Source organism: Metabacillus sp. YM-086 (genome assembly GCF_048059995.1).
Classification (GTDB): Bacteria; Bacillota; Bacilli; order Bacillales; family Bacillaceae; genus Metabacillus; species Metabacillus litoralis_B.
Window position 1 is genome coordinate 47,197 of record NZ_JBLUOI010000023.1, and the last position, 18,885, is coordinate 66,081.

The 18,885-nt window shown below is 35.3% G+C and carries 21 protein-coding genes; 1 reads left to right on the top strand and 20 read right to left on the bottom strand.

From position 1 onward, the window contains the following. Positions 1-419: 419 nt before the first annotated feature. The 7 genes from ACEWK1_RS11985 to ACEWK1_RS12015 form a co-directional block, all read right to left on the bottom strand. Positions 420-1,400 carry a biotin--[acetyl-CoA-carboxylase] ligase gene (locus ACEWK1_RS11985; protein ID WP_416636316.1) on the bottom strand — a complete coding sequence of 327 codons (981 nt, stop codon included), beginning with the start codon at positions 1,398-1,400 and terminating at the stop codon, positions 420-422. After that, positions 1,370-2,587: a CCA tRNA nucleotidyltransferase gene (locus ACEWK1_RS11990; protein ID WP_121662569.1), complete on the bottom strand. Its 1,218-nt coding sequence runs from the start codon at positions 2,585-2,587 to the stop codon at positions 1,370-1,372. The genes ACEWK1_RS11985 and ACEWK1_RS11990 overlap by 31 nt, the downstream gene beginning before the upstream one ends. Beyond that, the gene (gene bshA, locus ACEWK1_RS11995; RefSeq protein ID WP_121662570.1) at positions 2,568-3,728 is read right to left on the bottom strand and encodes an N-acetyl-alpha-D-glucosaminyl L-malate synthase BshA; all 1,161 of its coding nucleotides are present in this window, start codon (positions 3,726-3,728) and stop codon (positions 2,568-2,570) included. Before bshA ends, ACEWK1_RS11990 begins: the two co-directional genes overlap by 20 nt. Then, positions 3,725-4,438, bottom strand: a complete 714-nt coding sequence (bshB1, locus tag ACEWK1_RS12000) for a bacillithiol biosynthesis deacetylase BshB1 (RefSeq protein ID WP_212138374.1) — start codon at positions 4,436-4,438, stop codon at positions 3,725-3,727. The genes bshA and bshB1 overlap by 4 nt, the downstream gene beginning before the upstream one ends. A 62-nt stretch (positions 4,439-4,500) precedes the next feature. Further along, complete coding sequence (mgsA, locus tag ACEWK1_RS12005) at positions 4,501-4,905, bottom strand: methylglyoxal synthase (protein WP_121662572.1); 405 nt, start codon at positions 4,903-4,905, stop codon at positions 4,501-4,503. Positions 4,906-4,919: 14 nt separating this feature from the next. Then, positions 4,920-5,717: a 4-hydroxy-tetrahydrodipicolinate reductase gene (gene dapB / locus ACEWK1_RS12010; RefSeq protein ID WP_251395991.1), complete on the bottom strand. Its 798-nt coding sequence runs from the start codon at positions 5,715-5,717 to the stop codon at positions 4,920-4,922. 13 nt (positions 5,718-5,730) lie between these two features. After that, complete coding sequence (locus tag ACEWK1_RS12015) at positions 5,731-6,060, bottom strand: nucleotide pyrophosphohydrolase (RefSeq protein ID WP_416636317.1); 330 nt, start codon at positions 6,058-6,060, stop codon at positions 5,731-5,733. A 143-nt stretch (positions 6,061-6,203) separates the two neighbouring features. Here ACEWK1_RS12015 and ACEWK1_RS12020 point away from each other — a divergent pair, with 143 nt between their 5' ends. Then, a complete protein-coding gene (locus ACEWK1_RS12020) occupies positions 6,204-7,076 on the top strand; it encodes a YitT family protein (RefSeq protein WP_121662575.1) in 873 nt (290 codons plus the stop codon). Between the two features lie 52 nt (positions 7,077-7,128). Here ACEWK1_RS12020 and ypjB read toward each other — a convergent pair whose 3' ends face one another. The 13 genes from ypjB to ACEWK1_RS12085 form a co-directional block, all read right to left on the bottom strand. Then, the gene (gene ypjB / locus ACEWK1_RS12025) at positions 7,129-7,920 is read right to left on the bottom strand and encodes a sporulation protein YpjB (protein WP_121662576.1); all 792 of its coding nucleotides are present in this window, start codon (positions 7,918-7,920) and stop codon (positions 7,129-7,131) included. A gap of 274 nt (positions 7,921-8,194) precedes the next feature. Continuing rightward, positions 8,195-8,785: a DUF1405 domain-containing protein gene (locus ACEWK1_RS12030; RefSeq protein WP_416636318.1), complete on the bottom strand. Its 591-nt coding sequence runs from the start codon at positions 8,783-8,785 to the stop codon at positions 8,195-8,197. A 109-nt stretch (positions 8,786-8,894) separates the two neighbouring features. Then, positions 8,895-9,662 (bottom strand): c-type cytochrome, encoded by a 768-nt coding sequence (locus ACEWK1_RS12035; protein ID WP_416636319.1) that lies wholly within the window; start codon positions 9,660-9,662, stop codon positions 8,895-8,897. A gap of 64 nt (positions 9,663-9,726) precedes the next feature. Beyond that, positions 9,727-10,401: a menaquinol-cytochrome c reductase cytochrome b subunit gene (qcrB, locus tag ACEWK1_RS12040; protein ID WP_072579407.1), complete on the bottom strand. Its 675-nt coding sequence runs from the start codon at positions 10,399-10,401 to the stop codon at positions 9,727-9,729. 4 nt (positions 10,402-10,405) lie between these two features. Then, positions 10,406-10,912, bottom strand: a complete 507-nt coding sequence (locus ACEWK1_RS12045) for a ubiquinol-cytochrome c reductase iron-sulfur subunit (RefSeq protein ID WP_121662578.1) — start codon at positions 10,910-10,912, stop codon at positions 10,406-10,408. A gap of 141 nt (positions 10,913-11,053) precedes the next feature. Then, positions 11,054-11,509 carry a YpiF family protein gene (locus ACEWK1_RS12050; protein ID WP_212138377.1) on the bottom strand — a complete coding sequence of 152 codons (456 nt, stop codon included), beginning with the start codon at positions 11,507-11,509 and terminating at the stop codon, positions 11,054-11,056. A 126-nt stretch (positions 11,510-11,635) separates the two neighbouring features. Continuing rightward, the gene (locus ACEWK1_RS12055) at positions 11,636-12,181 is read right to left on the bottom strand and encodes a ReoY family proteolytic degradation factor (RefSeq protein ID WP_121662580.1); all 546 of its coding nucleotides are present in this window, start codon (positions 12,179-12,181) and stop codon (positions 11,636-11,638) included. A 79-nt stretch (positions 12,182-12,260) separates the two neighbouring features. Continuing rightward, a complete protein-coding gene (locus ACEWK1_RS12060) occupies positions 12,261-13,529 on the bottom strand; it encodes a tetratricopeptide repeat protein (RefSeq protein ID WP_121662581.1) in 1,269 nt (422 codons plus the stop codon). Between the two features lie 62 nt (positions 13,530-13,591). Beyond that, complete coding sequence (locus tag ACEWK1_RS12065; RefSeq protein WP_416636320.1) at positions 13,592-14,509, bottom strand: hypothetical protein; 918 nt, start codon at positions 14,507-14,509, stop codon at positions 13,592-13,594. Positions 14,510-14,763: 254 nt separating this feature from the next. Continuing rightward, entirely contained in the window at positions 14,764-16,059 is a 1,296-nt protein-coding gene (gene aroA, locus ACEWK1_RS12070) for a 3-phosphoshikimate 1-carboxyvinyltransferase (RefSeq protein ID WP_416636321.1), read from the bottom strand. Between the two features lie 113 nt (positions 16,060-16,172). Further along, on the bottom strand, positions 16,173-17,276 hold the full coding sequence (locus ACEWK1_RS12075) for a prephenate dehydrogenase (protein ID WP_121662584.1): 1,104 nt from the start codon (positions 17,274-17,276) through the stop codon (positions 16,173-16,175). Between the two features lie 118 nt (positions 17,277-17,394). Continuing rightward, positions 17,395-18,477, bottom strand: a complete 1,083-nt coding sequence (gene hisC / locus ACEWK1_RS12080; protein WP_121662585.1) for a histidinol-phosphate transaminase — start codon at positions 18,475-18,477, stop codon at positions 17,395-17,397. Positions 18,478-18,643: 166 nt separating this feature from the next. Beyond that, the coding region (locus ACEWK1_RS12085; protein ID WP_416636322.1) for a tryptophan synthase subunit alpha at positions 18,644-18,885 on the bottom strand (242 nt) is incomplete at its 5' end.

Sequence of the window (18,885 nt, forward strand, 5' to 3'; positions counted from 1 at the left end):
ATTTAGCATGTAAATCCATTCTTGTATAGGAACAACATTGGATTTACTTATGATAAATGGGTAGTTCATAATGAGAAAAGCATGGTAGGAGAGAGAATGAATTATCCGATTTTAAATTTATCATGATTGTTTTACCTCAATCATTAAACATAAAAAATCCTTCTTATCGACAAAGATAGAAGGATTGTAGACTATTCGTTCGGTTTCATCCCTCTGTCCTAGTCCTTCTTGGATCAAGGCAGATAATTTTCAAAAAAATTTTATTTGACCTTATTATTACTATTTACATTAATAAAGGTCTTCAACAAACTTTTCTTTATCACAAGGTGTAGTTCATAAGATACTACCCAAAAAAAGTATAGCAGAAAATTTTACTAATTACTATCGTTATCTATCATAGCAAATCACACAGTTACCCATTATTTCAACTCAATATCAGCCGAATAAATTTCTTTAATACTTCCATCGCTAGTCTCAATTAGTAGAACGCCGTTATGATCAATACCAATTGCCTTTCCTTCTACTGATCCATTAATTGTTCTAGCCACCATTTTCTTATTCAAACTAATGGCATAGCCCTCCCACAACAGTTTAATTGGAAGAAAGCCCTGCGAAAGGTATAACGAATATAGCCCTTCAAATTTCAATAATATCGTTTGAATAAATAGAGCTCTTTCCCAATGCTTTCCTGTTTCAATTCCTATTGATGTGGCAATTTGCTGTAGTTCCTCAGGAAAGTCTTCAACCTTTTGATTCACATTAATACCCGTTCCAATAATTACGGAGTGAACTTGATCTGCCTCCGCTTGCAGCTCAGTTAAAATCCCCACAACCTTTTTCCCGTTAATTAATATATCATTAGGCCATTTAATATCCGGCTTAACTGGAGTTAGTTCTTCAATTGCTTGAACGATAGCTACAGCTGTTAAAAGAGTTAGTTGCGGGGTAGAATGAACAGGAATGTTTGGTCTAATAATCAAACTCATCCAAATACCTGTACCACTTGGAGAATACCATTCTCTAGCCATACGGCCTCTTCCATTTGTTTGTTGATCAGCAACAACAATAGTCCCTTCCGGAGCTCCATTACCTGCCAATGTTTGAGCAATCTTCTGTGTTGATGTAACAGTTTCTTCAAAATGAACGTGACGCCCTAATGTTTTTGTCTTTAATCCAATTTGAATTTCATTGCTACTTATTTTGTTCGGTTTTTTTGTAATGCGATATCCTAAGCGCCTTACAGCTTCTAACTCATATCCATCTTTTCTTAACTCTTCTATATGTTTCCAAACAGCTGTTCTTGAACAACCAATATATTCACTTATTTTTTGACCAGATACGAATTCTCCCTCTGCATTTGAAAAGGCTTCTAGTAATTTTGTTCGAAGTTCTGATTGCACTTTAATACCCACTCCTTTATTGCTGACCTTTCATTTTCTAATTTATCTAGTATAATTTCTTTTTCTATTTCTGAAATAAGTTTTGCTACCCAAGGACCTGGTTTCTTTTTCATGATTTTAATTAATTCATGTCCTGTAATATCTAATTGACTCTTATTATGAATAGGCAGCCTATGGAGTGAGTCTTTGACAGCATTAATATTTTCGTTTACCATATTCGGGTCATCTATAACAGAGCGAATACGTTCAACAGAAAGTGCACAGTCAGATCCAGCTTCATACAATAATAAGCTTGTCCATGATTTCTCTTGTTGAAGTAACATTAGAAATCTTATATTTTTTTCAACTATCTTGATCAGCTTAACCGGGAGTTTCCATTTTCTTAAGTATTTCTCTACTGAGGGAGGTTCGACCTTATATGTAATCATTGTCCATAAGTCTTCTCTTGTCGTAAGAAGGTCTAACTGAAAAGATGCTAAAATTTCTAACTGATGCTCTTTTTCAGCCATACCAGGCAAATAGTTATTCACCTGACAATCAATTAGTGTCTGAATGGCAGCTTTATAATAAGCACCTTGAAAAAGCTTTTCAATTTCTACTGTTTTTCTTTCTACTGAGATTGCATTTAATAGATGAACAAGCTCTTTTAAGGCTTCTTTTGTCTCTGGACATAAGGTGAACCCCAATTGACTAACAAAACGAACTGCTCTAAGCATTCGAAGTGCGTCTTCTGAAAATCTTTCTGACGGAGAATCAACGGTCATAATTACTTTTTCTTTTAAGTGCTGCCTTCCATCAAAATAGTCATAAATAGTGCCCTCAATATCCATTGCCATCGCGTTGATGGTAAAATCCCTGCGTCTTAAATCTTCTTTTAATGAAGATATAAATGAAACAGATTTTGGTCTACGAAAATCATCATAGCCTGTTTCAGCTCTATAAGTAGTGACCTCAAATGATTTATTATTATGTAGCACGATAATCGTTCCATGTTCTGCCCCAACATCAACCGTTTTAGAGAAAATTTGTTTGATTTCATCAGGTTTAGCTGAGGTTGCAATGTCAATATCTCCAATTTGTCTTTTTAGCAAGTAATCACGAACAGCTCCACCAACATAAAATGCCTCAAAGTCTGAGTTATGTAATTTTTCTAGTATGGGTTTTGCTTCATAAAATGGGGTCTCCACTTTTTACACCTTCATTTAATAGTTCATAGTAAATTGATTCGTATTGTGAAACAATCTTATCTGAATGAAATAATTGTGTGGCACTATTCTTTGCGTTTTCTGACATAGACTTATGTAGTTCACTATTTGATAAAAGATGTATAGCATGAAAAGCAACTGTATCAATGTCACCTACTTCACAGATGTATCCTGTTTCGCCTTCTTTAATCACTTCAGGAATTCCTCCAGCATTTGTTCCAATACTAGGAACACCACATGCCATTGCTTCAAGTAAAACCAAACCAAAGCTTTCCTTTTCAGAAAGTAATAAGATAAGATCACTAATTGAATATAAGTCTTCCAAGCTATCTTGTTTTCCCAAGAAAAGAACTTCTCCAGATAACCCCAATTCCCTCACTAGCCTACTTACAAAAGACATTTCTGGGCCATCACCAACAAGAAGAAGCTTTGCTTTTACTTTTCTTTGGATTTTCTGGAAAGAATAAATCACATCTTGAACACGCTTCACCTTTCTGAAGTTTGAAACATGAATAATGACTTTCTCTTCCTCTAGGATCCCATACTCTTCCTTTAGATAAGCGGCATCCTTCTTATAATAAACACGATCATCGATAAAGTTGTACACTGTTTCTATTTCTTTCTTAGGTTGAAGTAGTTCATAGGTTTGTTGAACGAGTGCATTAGATACAGCTGTCACTCTGTCTGATGACTCAATTCCAAAGCGAATCATATCTGCAAGCGATTGATCATAGCCTAATACAGTAATATCTGTACCATGAAGTGTAGTAACTATTTTCAAATCTTTTTTAACCATTTGCTTAGCTAGGTAAGCACAAATTGCATGTGGTATTGCATAATGCACATGTAATATATCGAGATCTTCACGGTTTGCAACTTCAGCCATTTTACTTGCCAGCGCTAAGTCGTATGGAGGGTATTTAAATACCGAATATTGATTTACTTCCACCTCGTGAAACGTGATATTGCAATACACCTTATTTAACCGAAATGGTAAGCTTGAGGTGATAAAGTGAATTTCATGACCTCTTTCAGCTAAGAGCTTTCCAAGCTCGGTAGCAACAACTCCAGAGCCTCCAACAGAAGGGTAACAAGTAATTCCTATTTTTAATTTTTGTTTCATTCGTTATCACCTATTAAATCCTTTGAAAGCAAGATTGGTTTTTTCGTCATAAATCCTTCTGCGTACATTACACCAACCTCTTTTCCATATAATCTTTCTCTACTTTCAACAGCTTCTATATAGCCATTTGTAAGGGGTGTTTCTGTTGAACCTTGAGCTTTTTCAAACTGACTGGAATATGCTTTTAAGCTTTCTATTTTTTGTTCAATTGTTTCTGATATGTTAATAACAAAATCTGGTTTATGAAATCCATTGATCATATAAAAATAGAGATTCTTTACTCGATGAGACGACTGTCCTAAAAGATCTTGATAATTTTTAATTCCCGCTGAAAAAACCGCCTCTTCAACTAGCCTGGAGCAATGTCCATGGTCCGGGTGACGATCATCAAAATATGGGGCAAAAACAACTTTTGGCTCATATTTTCTAATAATCGTTACAATCTCTTTAATAGAGGAATCCAGCATATATAAACCCCTATCAGGAAGTGACAACTGAATTCTCTCTGATAGTCCGATAATATCTCCAGCTCTTTTTGCTTCTTCTTGGCGAATGGCTACAGTACCATTGGAAGATAATTCTGCTTTAGTCAGATCACAGATTCCAATTTTTAAGCCAGCTTTGGCATACTTAGCAATTGTACCACCCATACCTATCTCGACATCATCAGGATGAGCACCAATTGCAAGAATATCTAGTCTATTACTCATTTTCTTCTCCCTATTCATATCTAAAGGAATGATTATTTTTCAAATCATTCCGGTTATTTGAATTACTTTTTATCATGAATGACATTACGCCATTGAAAATCCCCACGATCTAAACCTCGTACTAATATTTCGGCTGTCCCCATATTTGTTGCTAGTGGAATCGAATATACATCACAAAGACGAATTAGTGCTGTAATATCCGGCTCATGAGGTTGTGCAGTTAAAGGATCTCGAAAGAAAATAACCATATCCATTTCATTTTTTGCAATTAATGCACCAATTTCCTGATCTCCTCCAAGCGGACCAGACTGAAAACGGTGAATAGATAAACCAGTAGCCTCCTGAATGCGGAGGCCTGTAGTACCTGTTGCAAACAATTCATGATCTTTAAAAATCGGTTGATATGCCATAACAAATTGTACAAGATCTGTTTTCTTTTTATCGTGAGCAATTAGCGCAATTTTCATTTATATTTCCCCTTTTACTCAATAATATTTTCTAGTCCATACACTAGCAGATCGATTTTCATCACGTTTTCAACTGCTAATTTTACACCAGACATAAATGAAGCCCGATTATATGAGTCATGACGAATTTTCAGAGTTTGTCCGTCCCCTCCAAATAAAACCTCTTGATGGGCAATTAATCCTGGAAGACGAACGCTATGTAGACGAATACCATTTAAATTAGCTCCACGAGCTCCTGCAAGAATTTCCTTTTCATCTGGATGTCCTTGTTGCTTCTCCTGACGTACAGCTGAGATCATTTCTGCGGTTTTGATGCCTGTACCGGAAGGAGCATCTAACTTTTGATCATGATGTTGTTCAATAATCTCAACATCTTGAAAATATTTTGCCGCAATCTGTGAAAATTTCATCATCAAAATAGCTCCAATGGCAAAATTAGGAGCTATAATTGCACCTATCCCTTTTTCTTCTGTTAATTGTTGTAGTTCATTTAGATCATTTTCAGAAAAACCTGTCGTACCTACAACTGGTCTAACACCATTCTGTAATGCTTTTTTTGTATGTACTTTCCCAATCTCAGGTGTTGTCAAATCAATGAGTACATCGGGGTTTGTCTCAAAAAAGCATTTATCAATGTCTGTATAAATTGGTACATCAGCATTGAAACCTTCAAGCTCATTAAGTCTCATACCTTCATACTTATGGTCCACTACACCCACTAGCTGAAAATGTTCAGTTTCTTCAACAAGTTTTACAGCCTCGCTCCCCATTCTCCCACGAGCACCTGCAATAACAATTTTTATTTCTGACATATTTAAATCTCCTTTATTTTTCTTTTCTTGTCCATCGATTTTTATCTCTAGTATTGAATTTGTTCATCACCATATCATGAGCTTCTTCTAAATCTATATTTAATGAATTTGCTAGACAAATAAGAACAAACAAAACATCTCCGATTTCCTCTTCGATCTTTTTCTCTTCCTCGGTTGTCTTTTTAGGTTTTTCACCATAAGTATGGTTAATTTCCCTAGCAAGTTCACCTACTTCTTCTGTAATCCGAGCCATCATGGCCAATGGTGAAAAATATCCTTCTTTAAATTGACCAATGTAATCGTCAACATCCTTTTGAAGGACCTTCATTGTTTTATGTTCCATTTTATTCACCTCATCTTTACTATTCAATGTTAGCTAATACAAAATAAATTTACAATTATTTCGTCACGTTTTTATCAAAATTTGCACCTTGACATTCTATCAACTATAATATTAACGCTAAGAATGAATTATAGAGGTGAAACATGTTACATGATTTAAGATTAAAGAATATTATTTTTATACTAATTGGTTCGGGTATTTTTGGATTTGGTCTTGTTCATTTTAATATTCAAAACAATTTAGCAGAAGGTGGATTTACAGGGATTACACTTTTGCTTTACTTTCTATTTAATTTTGATCCATCCATTTCTAACTTAATTTTAAATATACCATTATTTATTATAGGTTGGCGTGTTTTAGGTAAAACATCTTTTATCTACACGGTTATCGGAACAGTCAGTTTGTCCGTTTTTTTATGGATTTTTCAACGCTTTCAAATTAATATGCCTTTAAATGACGATTTAACTCTTGCGGCCCTATTTGCTGGAGTTTCCCTTGGTATTGGTTTAGGTACGATATTTCGGTATGGAGGAACAACTGGTGGAGTAGATATCATTGCCAGATTAGCTCATCGTTATATAGGATGGAGTATGGGTAAAACAATGTTTTTATTTGACCTTTGTGTAATCACCATTTCCTGGATTGCTTATCTATCTTATAAGGAGGCAATGTACACACTTGTGGCTGTATTTGTAGGTGCACGTGTGATAGATTTTATGCAAGAAGGAGCATATGCTGCAAAAGGTGCTACAATTATCTCAAATTACCCTGACGAAATTTCTTCTAGAATTATGAAGGAAATGGATCGTGGGGTAACAATATTGAAAGGACAAGGTTCTTTCTCAAAGCAAGATCGAAATGTTCTTTATTGTGTTGTAGGCAAAAACGAAATTGTCCGATTAAAAAATGTTATTACTTCCGTTGATCCTCATGCCTTTGTCGCCGTAAGTGATGTTCATGATGTTTTAGGTGAAGGATTTACATTAGATGAAAATAAAAAGCCGATTTCAAGATAAAGCTAGATTTAATAGACAAGAAGAGCGTAGAAACTCCTACGCTCTTCTTTTTTTATTGCTTCTCTTTTTCACGTTTTGGTTGCTTCGCTTTCTCACCTCGGTACTTTTTCCAGCCAGAATATGATAGGGCTAATAAAATGACACTTCCTGTTGATATCATAACCCAAAGTAAGGACGGATCTGCTTCATCTTCTTTCACTCTATCAAAAATAGCTTTTAACTCTTCCTCCATTACAGTGAGTTGCTTCACCCTACTTGTAACTGGTATTTCATGAAATAACCGATCCTCAACTACCGATATATGGGCATCCATACGCTTAATTCGTTGAAAGTCTAGATCAACTTGGATGCTTGGATAAATTACCTCATACAGAGATAAGAACTCGTTAAAATCATGTTGAAATGACTCCTTATCACCTTGTTCAACATCACTTTTCATTTGTGAAAAAGTTTCCATGATTGATGTTTCCATTGAACCCCATAATGGTTGATGCTCTGAAACCATCGCATCAACTACTAAACGAAATTTGGTTAATGATCTGACTTTCTCAATCGTACTTACTTTTTCGTTTAACAATAGATCTTGAGCCGTTTTTTGTGTATTAGTTATGGTACGGTAATGGTCTAAAGAAATAACATTTCGATCAATAGGTATTTCTTCGAATTTAACAGTAAAATAATTAAGTAATTGGGCAGACTCTTCAAAGCGCTCTTGCTTAGCTAGTTGTAGGGCCGTATCGGAAATTTTATTTAAAGACTTCCAATCATATGTTTCCGCTGCAAATGCTGGTTTTATATGAAACAGCAACATACCAATAATAATAGTGAGTAATAATTTCTTCATCCTTGTCCCCCCTAGAACTTCTATTAAAAATCGTATGACAGTGTGGACAAGGATAGACCTATTTTTTACTTGTTTTTATAAACCCTAGTTATTGATTATTGCTAGTTTGATGATTTTTTTTGAGGACTCACCGCCATCCCCATGGACAACGAAGCGCCTAGAACGAAATCAACAGCCAACCTTCCTCAAACCAAAATAAAAAGACTCTAGACAAGCTCCGATGTTGTATCGAAGTTTGTCTACAGTCTTAGCTTGGCTATATGAGTATTACTCCTTACAATTGAAGTTTTCTTGAAGTTTTTCTTATAACAAAATAATAGCCTAGGAAAATAGAAATTAAACTTAGCCAGAATGTCATATAACCAATTTGATTGATATAATCCATTAACATGCTGTACCGTGGCATCATCCCAAACACATAGTCAATTACATCATTATGTAAAGTCCATATCGCGGCAACAATTAAGTGCCAAGCTTTAAAACGATAGTATGGAGCATAAAGTAAACCTTGAATTGCCATACCAAAGTGAGAAGCAATTAACATATATCCTTCCCACGGAAGTGAGCCATTTACTATCAGAACAAGAAGGTTCATAATAACAGCCCAAATACCATATTTAAATAATGTAACAATAGCCAAGGCTTCAATCAAGGGTAGATTTTTCTTCATTATAAAAGCTGCCACAACGATTAAAAAGAATAGGCTTGCTGTTGGACTATCCGGAACGAATATGTAGAAATGGGCAGGAGTATCTGCTAATTGATACCTATACCAATAATATCCATAAACTGTCCCGAAAAAATTAATAAGTACCATTATGAAAATAATCGGCTTTTGACCTAATAAATATTGAAACCATTTCATTTTCCACACACCAGACTTATTAGATTTCGATAGCTAGTATAGATCGTTTTTTAAATAATATAACACAATAAAGCTCTCAACAAAAAAAGCTGACATAAGTCAGCTTTTTTTATTTAGACGTAACACCAGAGATAAACTCTGACATAATTTTCAATTCTTCGTCAGTGCCTTTAAAGACCCCTGCAGGCATACTACCTTGACCATTTTTCGCAATGTCTGCAATTTTATCCGGTTCTAATCCGTTATCAACTAGAGCTTTACCTGCAGCTCCACCTTCTAGATTATCACCATGACATGAAATACAGCCTTGCTCTTGGTAAATAGCATATCCTTCAGATTCTTTATCAATGTCTGCTTCAGCTTTAATTTTCCCTTGTTCAGCTGCTGCTTCCCAGTCATGTGTAACAACAGATTCCCAAGTAAGGAAAAACGTTGCTGCAATACCAAGAATCATCATACCTACTGCAACAGGACGCTTTGCAGGACGACGCTCAGGACCACGATCTAAAAATGGTGCCAGCATTAATCCACCAAAAGCAAGTCCTGGAATAACAATTGCCCCAATAACTGTGTATGGACCAGATGCAAAAGAGTATTTTAATAATTGGTATAAGAATAAGAAGTACCAGTCTGGTAATGGAATATAACCTGAATCAGTAGGATCTGCAACACGCTCAAGTGGTGATGGATGCGCTACTGTTAAACATAAAAAACCGATTAAGAAAACAGCACCTACTAACCACTCCTTAAGAAGGAAGTTTGGCCAGAATGCCTCTGTTTTCCCAGGATATTCAGAATAATCCTTCGGAATGTTTGGTTTTCTCTCAGCTGAAATACGAGAGTCACCAACAAATTTCATACCTTTTCCGCGATGCATGATTTCCCCTCCTTACTAAGGTGGTTTCCCGTTAACGTTACAATAAGATTCTAATCAGTAAATCTTATAGAGGACCAGAAATACCTTGTTTACGTATCATTACAAAGTGTGCTGCCATTAAACCAAATAGAGCAGCCGGTAAGAAAAAGACGTGGATTGCAAAGAAACGAGTAAGTGTTTGAGCACCTACAATTTCCGGATGTCCAGAAAGCAATGTCTTAACCGTTGGTCCGATAAGTGGTACTGATTCTGCAATTTGCAGTGTAACTTTTGTTGCAAATAGAGCTTTCATATCCCAAGGTAATAAATAACCTGTTAAACCAAGACCAAGCATAACAAAGAAGATAAGTACGCCTACTACCCAGTTTAATTCACGTGGTTTTTTATAAGCACCTTGGAAAAAGACACGTAGTGTATGTAGGAACATCATAACGATAACAAGACTAGCTCCCCAGTGATGCATACCACGTACAATTTGTCCGAATGCTACTTCGTTTTGTAAATAGAATACAGATTCCCAGGCATTTTTAATATCCGGAACATAGTACATTGTTAGGAACATACCAGATAAAACTTGGATAACTGTAACAAAGAATGTTAATCCGCCGAAGCAATATACAAAGGCAGAAAAGTGGTGTGCAGGGTTTACGTGTTCAGGAACTTCATGGTCAGCAATATCGCGCCACATAGGCGTAATATCTAAACGTTCGTCAACCCAATCATAAATTTTGTTAAGCAATTGATTACGCCTCCCCTCGTGGTTTTGCTTTACCTAAGAATAAATAGCCATCTTTTACTTCAGATACGTAGACATCAAGTGGTGCAAGAGGCGGTGTTCCTGGAACATTTGTGCCGTCTTTTTCATATAGCCCGTAGTGACACGGACAGAAAAATTTGTTCGGATTTGAAGGATCATTGTTCCAACCGACAGTACAGCCTAAATGCTTACAGATTGGTGATAAAGCCGTAATTTTGTCACCTTCTTTAAAAACCCAAGCTGATTTTGTTTCTTCTGATTCGTACCAAGCATCTTTTTGTTTGATTTTAAAGTCAAAGCGTTGAGGTTCTTCCGTTATTTCGTCAACCTTTACAACTTGAACTAGGTCTGTTTCCTCTGCTGGTCGGAGCACAGGGTCAAGTGCGAAGCGAACCATTGGCATAAGCATACCTGCAGCCATGAAACCGCCTACACCAGTAAGCGTGTAGTTTAAGAATTGACGTCTAGAAACTCGATGTTTTTTCTCGCTCATCATTTTCCCCCCTCTATCTTAAGCTCTGTCCGGTACGGACATACGGAAATAACATATAAAACTAGGACATACTCATGATATATCAATCTTCTCATGAGGTCAATAAAATCCTGATTTCTAATCCTGGAAATGAAAAGGTTTTTATGATTTATTCCAAGATTGTAATAAAATGTTCAAAATTTGTTCGATTTGGTCTTGTAAGAGCTTCCTTTTTAACTGATCATCCATATGTTCCAACGGCATAGAAGGGAGCCAAATAAGTTGTCCATTTTGATCGGCCCCTCCGTTATCCTTTAATTTTTCATCGCTAGTTAGGAAAATGACATGTTTAAATTCCTTTTGTAACTCCTCTGCCCACTTCGATAAGTCATCAGCAACAGTAGATGCGTTTTGCAGATATGAAAAACTAGGAAAGAGAAACACTCTGCCTTTTAATTGTCTTTCTAATTCAGTACTAACAAGACTAATAAATTCTCCCTTAGATACGGTGTGTTTAAAATCTGAATCTACTGAAACTGATATTAAAGGAATAATGGCCGTATCAATATACTCTTTTGATTGATTATATAAATCTACATCACTTGAATTCCACTTCAATTCATTCAACTCCCTACAATATTCTTTTACTATGTACATATTATAATGCTTATATAATAAATTGTTAAATATTGAATTAGCTCAAGAAAAAAACCCTCTTCTAGAGAGGGCCTGTATTTGTACAAACTACTTGCTGTTTAATTGATTTAATTGATGAGTTAACTTTTGAAAGCTCTCTTTGTCTTGTCGATCCAAAGCCTCATCAATTAATTTTAGAAGCTTTTCTTTTTGAAAGCTCTGAATAGAATGTTCAAGAACTTTTTCTGCAATTTCCCGGTCTTTTTCATTTTCATTTAAATGCTCAGGCATATAAGGATTTGACTCAAGAACCGCTGCATATTGTGGTGATTGGTAAGAAGATCTGAAATTCAGCTGAATAAAAAGCTCTTCCTCTTTATTTAATCGAATATCATGAAACGATTTTTCTGCATCAGTTGTCATGACATTCTCTTTGTAAAAGCGAAATGGAACTTCTTCAACACAGTGAGTTGACATAATAATTCCTCTTGGACAATATTGAGCTTGCTCAACAAAATGTACTTTTTCCATAAGAGTGTCATGACTCATTAAATAATTTAAGATCCACACACATTCTCTTCTCTTTAGTTGATAATGGTTTAAAAACCACCTGATGAAGTCTTTCTTTTCATGGACAGATACAGGGGCCACCATACAATTCCCTCCTCTGCAGTTCAGATTATTCTTACTTTGATAATTCCACAAAATAAAAATAAAATCCTTCTCAATTCCATTAAAACTCATCTTCTAATTGTAGCAAAATCTCACCGTATTCGACATTTGAAGGATCTTGCTTTAACAATTCCTTAAAAATAATCTTCGCTTTTTCTCTTAAACCTTCTTCTAATAGGAAGTACCCATATTCCTGTAAAAAATCTCGTTGTTCCTTGAAAAAATTATATGCAAGTTGATAATGGTTTAATGCCTGTGTATACTCTTCTTTTTGATGGAAAGCTCGTGCTAAATTCCATTCAAACTGTGGGTCTTCTTCTCCATATCGTTTACTTTCATTTATAAGGTCAATTACATCATCATATCTTTCGTCTTGAAGAAAGATATGTGACAGTGTAATTGCAGCCTCAATATGTCCAGGATCGATAGCAAGAGATTCACGTAATAATCTCTCAGCCTCTTCCATTTGACCAGATTTTATGGCTACTTTTCCTCCATATAAGAAAAGATCTTTATTATACTCATCTACCTTTATTCCTTCTTGTACAGTTTCTAAGCTTTCTTGTAATAATTCTTCATGCTCATAAGCTTTCGCTAAGTATAAATATAAAGATGTATAATATGGATCGGCTTCTTTTAGTGCAAGGAATTGTTGAATAGCAGTTTTGTAAAAACCTCCTTGAAAAGCTGTAAAGCCATATCCAAAAAGAGTATCTGCATCTTCCTGTATGTCTATTGCTTCCTTATAATGCTCCATGGCATCCTCAAATTCCCCATTTGCGCTTAAACACTCTGCCAACCTTTGATGAATAATAACGCCCGAAACTGTATTATGTTCGTTTACAAGCATTTCGAAATAAGGAATTGCTTGCTTGTACTTGCCTTGATGAAAATAAAGTTCTCCAAGAGCAAAATCAAGAATAGGTTCCTGGGGTAATAACAGTTTAGCTTCTTTTAACTTTTGTTCACTTACTTCTGCTAGCCCTTGCATTTGATACAAGTCTGCCAGTAGAAGAAGTGCCTGTGGATATGACTCATTATCGTTCGTGATCGTGTTAAGTAAATCAATGGCTTCTTCTTCTTTTTCTAAATCTATTTTTAGTTCAGCTAAAAACAAGGTTACTTGTGTTTCCTCGGGATAAAGGAAATGAAGTTCTTCAACCATTTCATGTGCACGGTCGACAATCCCCCATTGATAATATTGATCAGCTAAATGCAGTTTTTCCTCATCATGCAGAGTAGGTGTTATATTTTCTAATAAGTTTAATCCTTCTTCAGTTTGACCCTTATTTACAAGATTTATTGCTTCGTTTAATACTTGGTTAAACATACATTTTCCTTTCTCTTCTAACAATGGTTTATTTATTTTATATACTCAATCTTTATCATACATCAAAAGGAAGCAGTTTGTGGTATAAAACGACCTGAGATCGGGATAAAACATTCTTCCCCGGTGCCAGGTTGGAAGGTGATGTCACCATTAACATTTATGATCTTGCCATGATGTGATGTAAATGCTGGAGAATTCAGTTCATGATTTAACATTGGCTTCCCATTAGGATGATCGTTCATTTCATCTAATAGATACAGATTATAATTGAGCTGTCCGCCTACGCGAATATCACCTTTCTCAGGATATACTCCCAATCTCATCAAAACATTCTTAGAAAGGGGCACCCCAGGCTCTAAACAGGTATCCGTGGATGAAAGGCGATTTTCTTTCATTTGTTTTGCCCATTCCTGCAACAGTTTTTGTTTTTTATAAGACGTTAATTCCTCATCCGCTATATAAGGGATAAGCGTTATTGGATTTGAAAACATAGCATCTCTTATCCAACCCCATGACTTTAAATCTAGCTTATCACCTTTACCCAGTTCAACAAAAATAATGGATATATTTTGTTGTTTACACTTTCTAATAAGTGATGGGGAAAGAGTTTTTAATGAAAGCTTAACTCCAATATAGTAATCGATTGGCGAGTTAATCATAAGATGCCTTCTTTGCTTTAATTTTGACAACAATTCCTTTTCATAATCAATATCTACCACTGTGAGAAGAGTTGTGCAGCCTTTTGCTAAGTACCGCATAAATGTACGTTTGAATTCTTTAAATGGAAGTAGTGAATGAAGAGAAAAATCCAGCATAACATAGCCAGGGGTTAACAAATAAGAACTTAAATCCATCCTTACAAACTTTATGTTATCCATAGAATGACGCATAAACTCAATTTTGTCTTGATTGATTAACAAAGATGTTTTTTCAATAGAATCGTTTTTCAACAACTTTACTTTGTCCATGATATAACACACGATAAGGCGTCCCTCCTTCCATCTCCTTAAGACAAGCTATGATAAAAAATAAGCATTTATTCACATTGTTTTAACTTGATGAAAACGCCTTAAAAGGATAGTAAGAAAGATTATAAACTAAAAAAAAGAGGAGGTTTCAACAGCTTGGTCTGAGGAGTACGGGCACCTCCACTAAAAACCTAAAAACCAATGTCAAATTTTTATTGAGCCAAAAAAAAGAGATTGCCTTTGTAATTAAAAGCAATCTCATTTCCTTATTTACTTAAACCAGTTAAATGATCAAAAAAGTTAGGATAAGAAACGTCGATTGACTCTGCATTTAATAGTTCAATCGGCTCTTCCGTTATACAAGACGCAATAGCAAGCATCATACCAATTCGGTGGTCACCATGACTTGAAACTGTTGCATTTCCCTGTAAGTTTGTTTTGCCAGTAATAATCATTCCATCGTCAGTAGCTTTTATTGTAGCTCCTATTTTTGTCAACTCACCTACAACTGTATCAATGCGATTTGTTTCTTTAACTTTAAGCTCACTTGCATCCTTAATAATCGTTTCTCCCTCAGCTTGAGTTGCTAACAAGGCGATAACAGGAATTTCGTCTATTAATTTTGGAATTAAATCACCACTAATGGTAGTTCCCTTTAGAGAAGATGTTTTTATTTTAATATCAGCTACAGGCTCAAACGTTTCTTCTGTGCTTGGAATGATTTCCATTGTAGCCCCCATCATTTCTAAAACATCTAGAACACCTGTTCTTGTAGGATTGATTCCAACGTTCTTCAAAAGAATTTCACTGTTCGGAACAATTGCACCAGCTACTAGGAAAAATGCCGCTGAAGAAATATCGCCTGGTACAAAAATATTCGTTGCTTGTAAAGTTTGTCCACCACGAACGGTTGCAGATCTTTCATCTTCCTTTACATCAACTCCGAAAGCTCGTAACATCCTTTCCGTATGATCTCTTGATTTATGTGGTTCAGTTACCGTTGTTTCTTCACCGTCTGTGTTTAATCCTGCTAAAAGAATGGCAGATTTAACTTGTGCACTCGCAACAGGAGACTCAAATTGAATACCTTTTAGGCTACCACCCCTAATTGAAATAGGAGTATATTGACCATTTTCTCTTCCATCAATGTTTGCACCCATCATTGAAAGAGGTTTTGTTACTCTCGACATTGGTCTTTTAGCAATTGATTCATCCCCTATAATACATGAATGAAACGGAGTCCCTGCTAAAATCCCCATCATTAATCTAGTTGTTGTTCCAGAGTTACCAACATCTAAAATATCAGATGGTTCTTGTAAACCATCCAGCCCCTTTCCTTCGACTGTAACAAGGTCTTTTGATACATCAATTGATACACCCATTTTCTTAAAACAAGAAACCGTACTTAGGCAATCTGCACCCATTAGAAAGTTTGTAATTTCGGTTTTTCCGTTAGCAATAGCTCCGAACATAACAGCTCGGTGTGAAATAGATTTATCACCTGGAATGTTAATTGAGCCAGTTAAACTAGTGACTTTTGATAATCTTTGAACTTCTGACATAATTCCACCTCTTCGATTATTAGAAAAACTATGACAACACCTTAGCTTTTTTAGCCCTGTCATCCATAAAAACTTGTAATTAAAGATCATACAGATAATATTTTTCTTAGATCCTACATAATAAATGTTTCATAAGCACAATACTTGTTAATACAGTCAATCGCTAGTTCACGATCTCGTTCTGTTTGAAAGCTTAACCTTAATACCCCATATATTTCTTCACGTGTTTCAATAATTCGTATATTCGTTAAACTGATCTTTTCTTTTGCCAAATATCCAGTTATCTCAGAAATAACCCCGGGATAATCAGGTACATCAACAAATAAATCATAAAATGACGGAATAGCTCCCTTTTGCTTCTCTGGTAGACCATCTCGATACTTCTTTGCATATTGAAAATATGAAAATAAATTATCAGCTTCCTCATTTGCAACAAACTCTTTTACACGCTCCATCTCTGAGATCCATTCATCAAATAGGTGTAATAAAGGTTCTTTATTATGGAGAAGAATATCACGCCACATCGAAGGACTACTTGAGGCAATTCTCGTTATATCTCGAAACCCTCCAGCAGCTAGCCTCTTAACAAGTGGAAATTGCTCTTCATGATTTTTAGCCTGATAAACAAGACTCGCAGCAACAATATGGGGAAAATGACTAATTACACCGGTAACTTCATCATGTTCATTTGGCGTCATCTCAATGAAATTAGCTTTCGTTCCTTCAAGAACACTTTTTAATAAATCAACATCGTTCTGGGTTACATATTGTGAAGGAGTTAATATGTAAAAAGCATTCTCGAACAAATGTGGTTTTGCTGCTAATATTCCTGATTTATGAGAGCCAGCCATAGGATGACCGCCGATAAACTTAATTTTTCCATTTAAATGCTGATTTGCACATTCAACAATTTTCACTTTGGTACTTCCGACATCAGTTACAATAACATCTTTCTTCAGTTGTTCTGATTTTAATTGCTCAATAATTTGAGTTGTTTGTTGAACAGGAGTTGAGAGAAATATCATATCAACCGATGATAGATCCGGGAAAAGCTTAGTGGCGATTTCATCAATGGCCCCAATCCTTTTCGCTAGATTAGCCTGATCTTCATTTATGTCAAAACCTAATATATGTATTGAAGGATCTTTTTGCTTAATTGATAATGCTATTGAGCCCCCAATTAATCCAAGACCTATTATATACACTTTTTTCACCATAAAATATCACCTTTTTGTCCTATCATAAATTGAGGCTATATATCATTACCTATGAAAGAAGGTACTAATAATATGAGGATCAAATCTATCATATAAATTAGTACCCTTAAGATAAAGTTTATTGAACAAATTCCCTTAACGCTTCAATAATTTCTTCGTTTTGTTGACGATCTCCAACAGTGATCCTTAGGTGGGTAGGAAACCCAAGAGCATTTCCGGACCTTACGATATATCCCTTTTTCAGTAATGCATTAAAAACTTCGTCAGAATCTCGATTAAAGTCAATTAAAATGAAGTTACCTTCAGAAGGATAATATGGAAGCTTTAGTTCCTCACAGAAACGGTAGAATTGCTGTAATCCTTCCTTATTTTTCCCCCTACATTCTTCCACAAACTCAGCATCATCTAAAGCTGCAATAGCGGCCACCTGAGCAACTCTGCTTGTATTAAAAGGTTCCCTAGCCGGCTCAATTTTTTGGATTAATTCTGCATTTGCAATGCCATAACCAATTCTTAAGGATGCTAAGCCATAAGCTTTTGAGAATGTACGTAAAATCATTAAGTTAGGATAGTCATTAATGAATTCAACAGTTTCTGGATAATCTTCTGCTAAAACATATTCATAGTAGGCTTCATCTACTACAACAAGCACATGTTTAGGCACTTTATTTAAGAAATTAAGTAAACTGTTTTTAGTAACATATGTACCTGTAGGGTTATTTGGTGTACAAACCCATACAACCGTTGTCTTTTCATCTATTTGCAGTAGCATATTTTCTAGATCATGATTACCATCTACTAATGGGACCTCACGGATTTCAGATCCTTCAATTACAGCATTATGCTTATATTGAGGGAATGTTGGTGTGGCCATTACAGTATTAGTATCTGGGCTTAATAGAGCTCTACAAATAATTTGAACAACTTCATCTGACCCATTCCCAAATATTAATTCTTGTTCTTTGACACCTACGTGAGCCGCTAGTTTTGTACGAAGTTCAGCACTATATCCATCTGGATAAATCGCAAGCTGATTTAATTCATCTACAATAGCTTGTTTAGCCTTAGGAGAACAACCATATGGGTTTTCATTAGAAGCAAGCTTCACAACTTTTGTTAAATTATATTCTTTTTTTACTTCTTCCATTGGTTTTCCTGGCTGATAAGGCTTAAGACTTAATAATTGTTCTTTTACACGCATAAATTACACCTCTTTTAAATAGAGGCTTCGTTAAACTTTAAGAATGAATACTAAATTTCTCTTGTATTTAAATCCATAAGTTTAACTTAGCCCTTAATAAGTAAACATTTCTAATGTTTATTATCATAAAGTTTCATTTCATCTAAAGCAATTAAAATTTTGCTTATCATTCCGAAACAAAGGTACGTGCAAAATTCTTAAATTCTTCTACAGCATCTCTTCGTGTATTCTCATCTATTAAAGAAGGTTGAAGTCGTTCAATTTCTCGAACTAAAGCACTACCAACAACAACTCCATCACACATATAAGCTAGCTGCTCTACCTGTTCCCTTGAGGAAACACCAAACCCTACAGCAACAGGAACTTTACTATGCTTTCTTACTTCCTCTAGAAAGGATGCAATAGAAT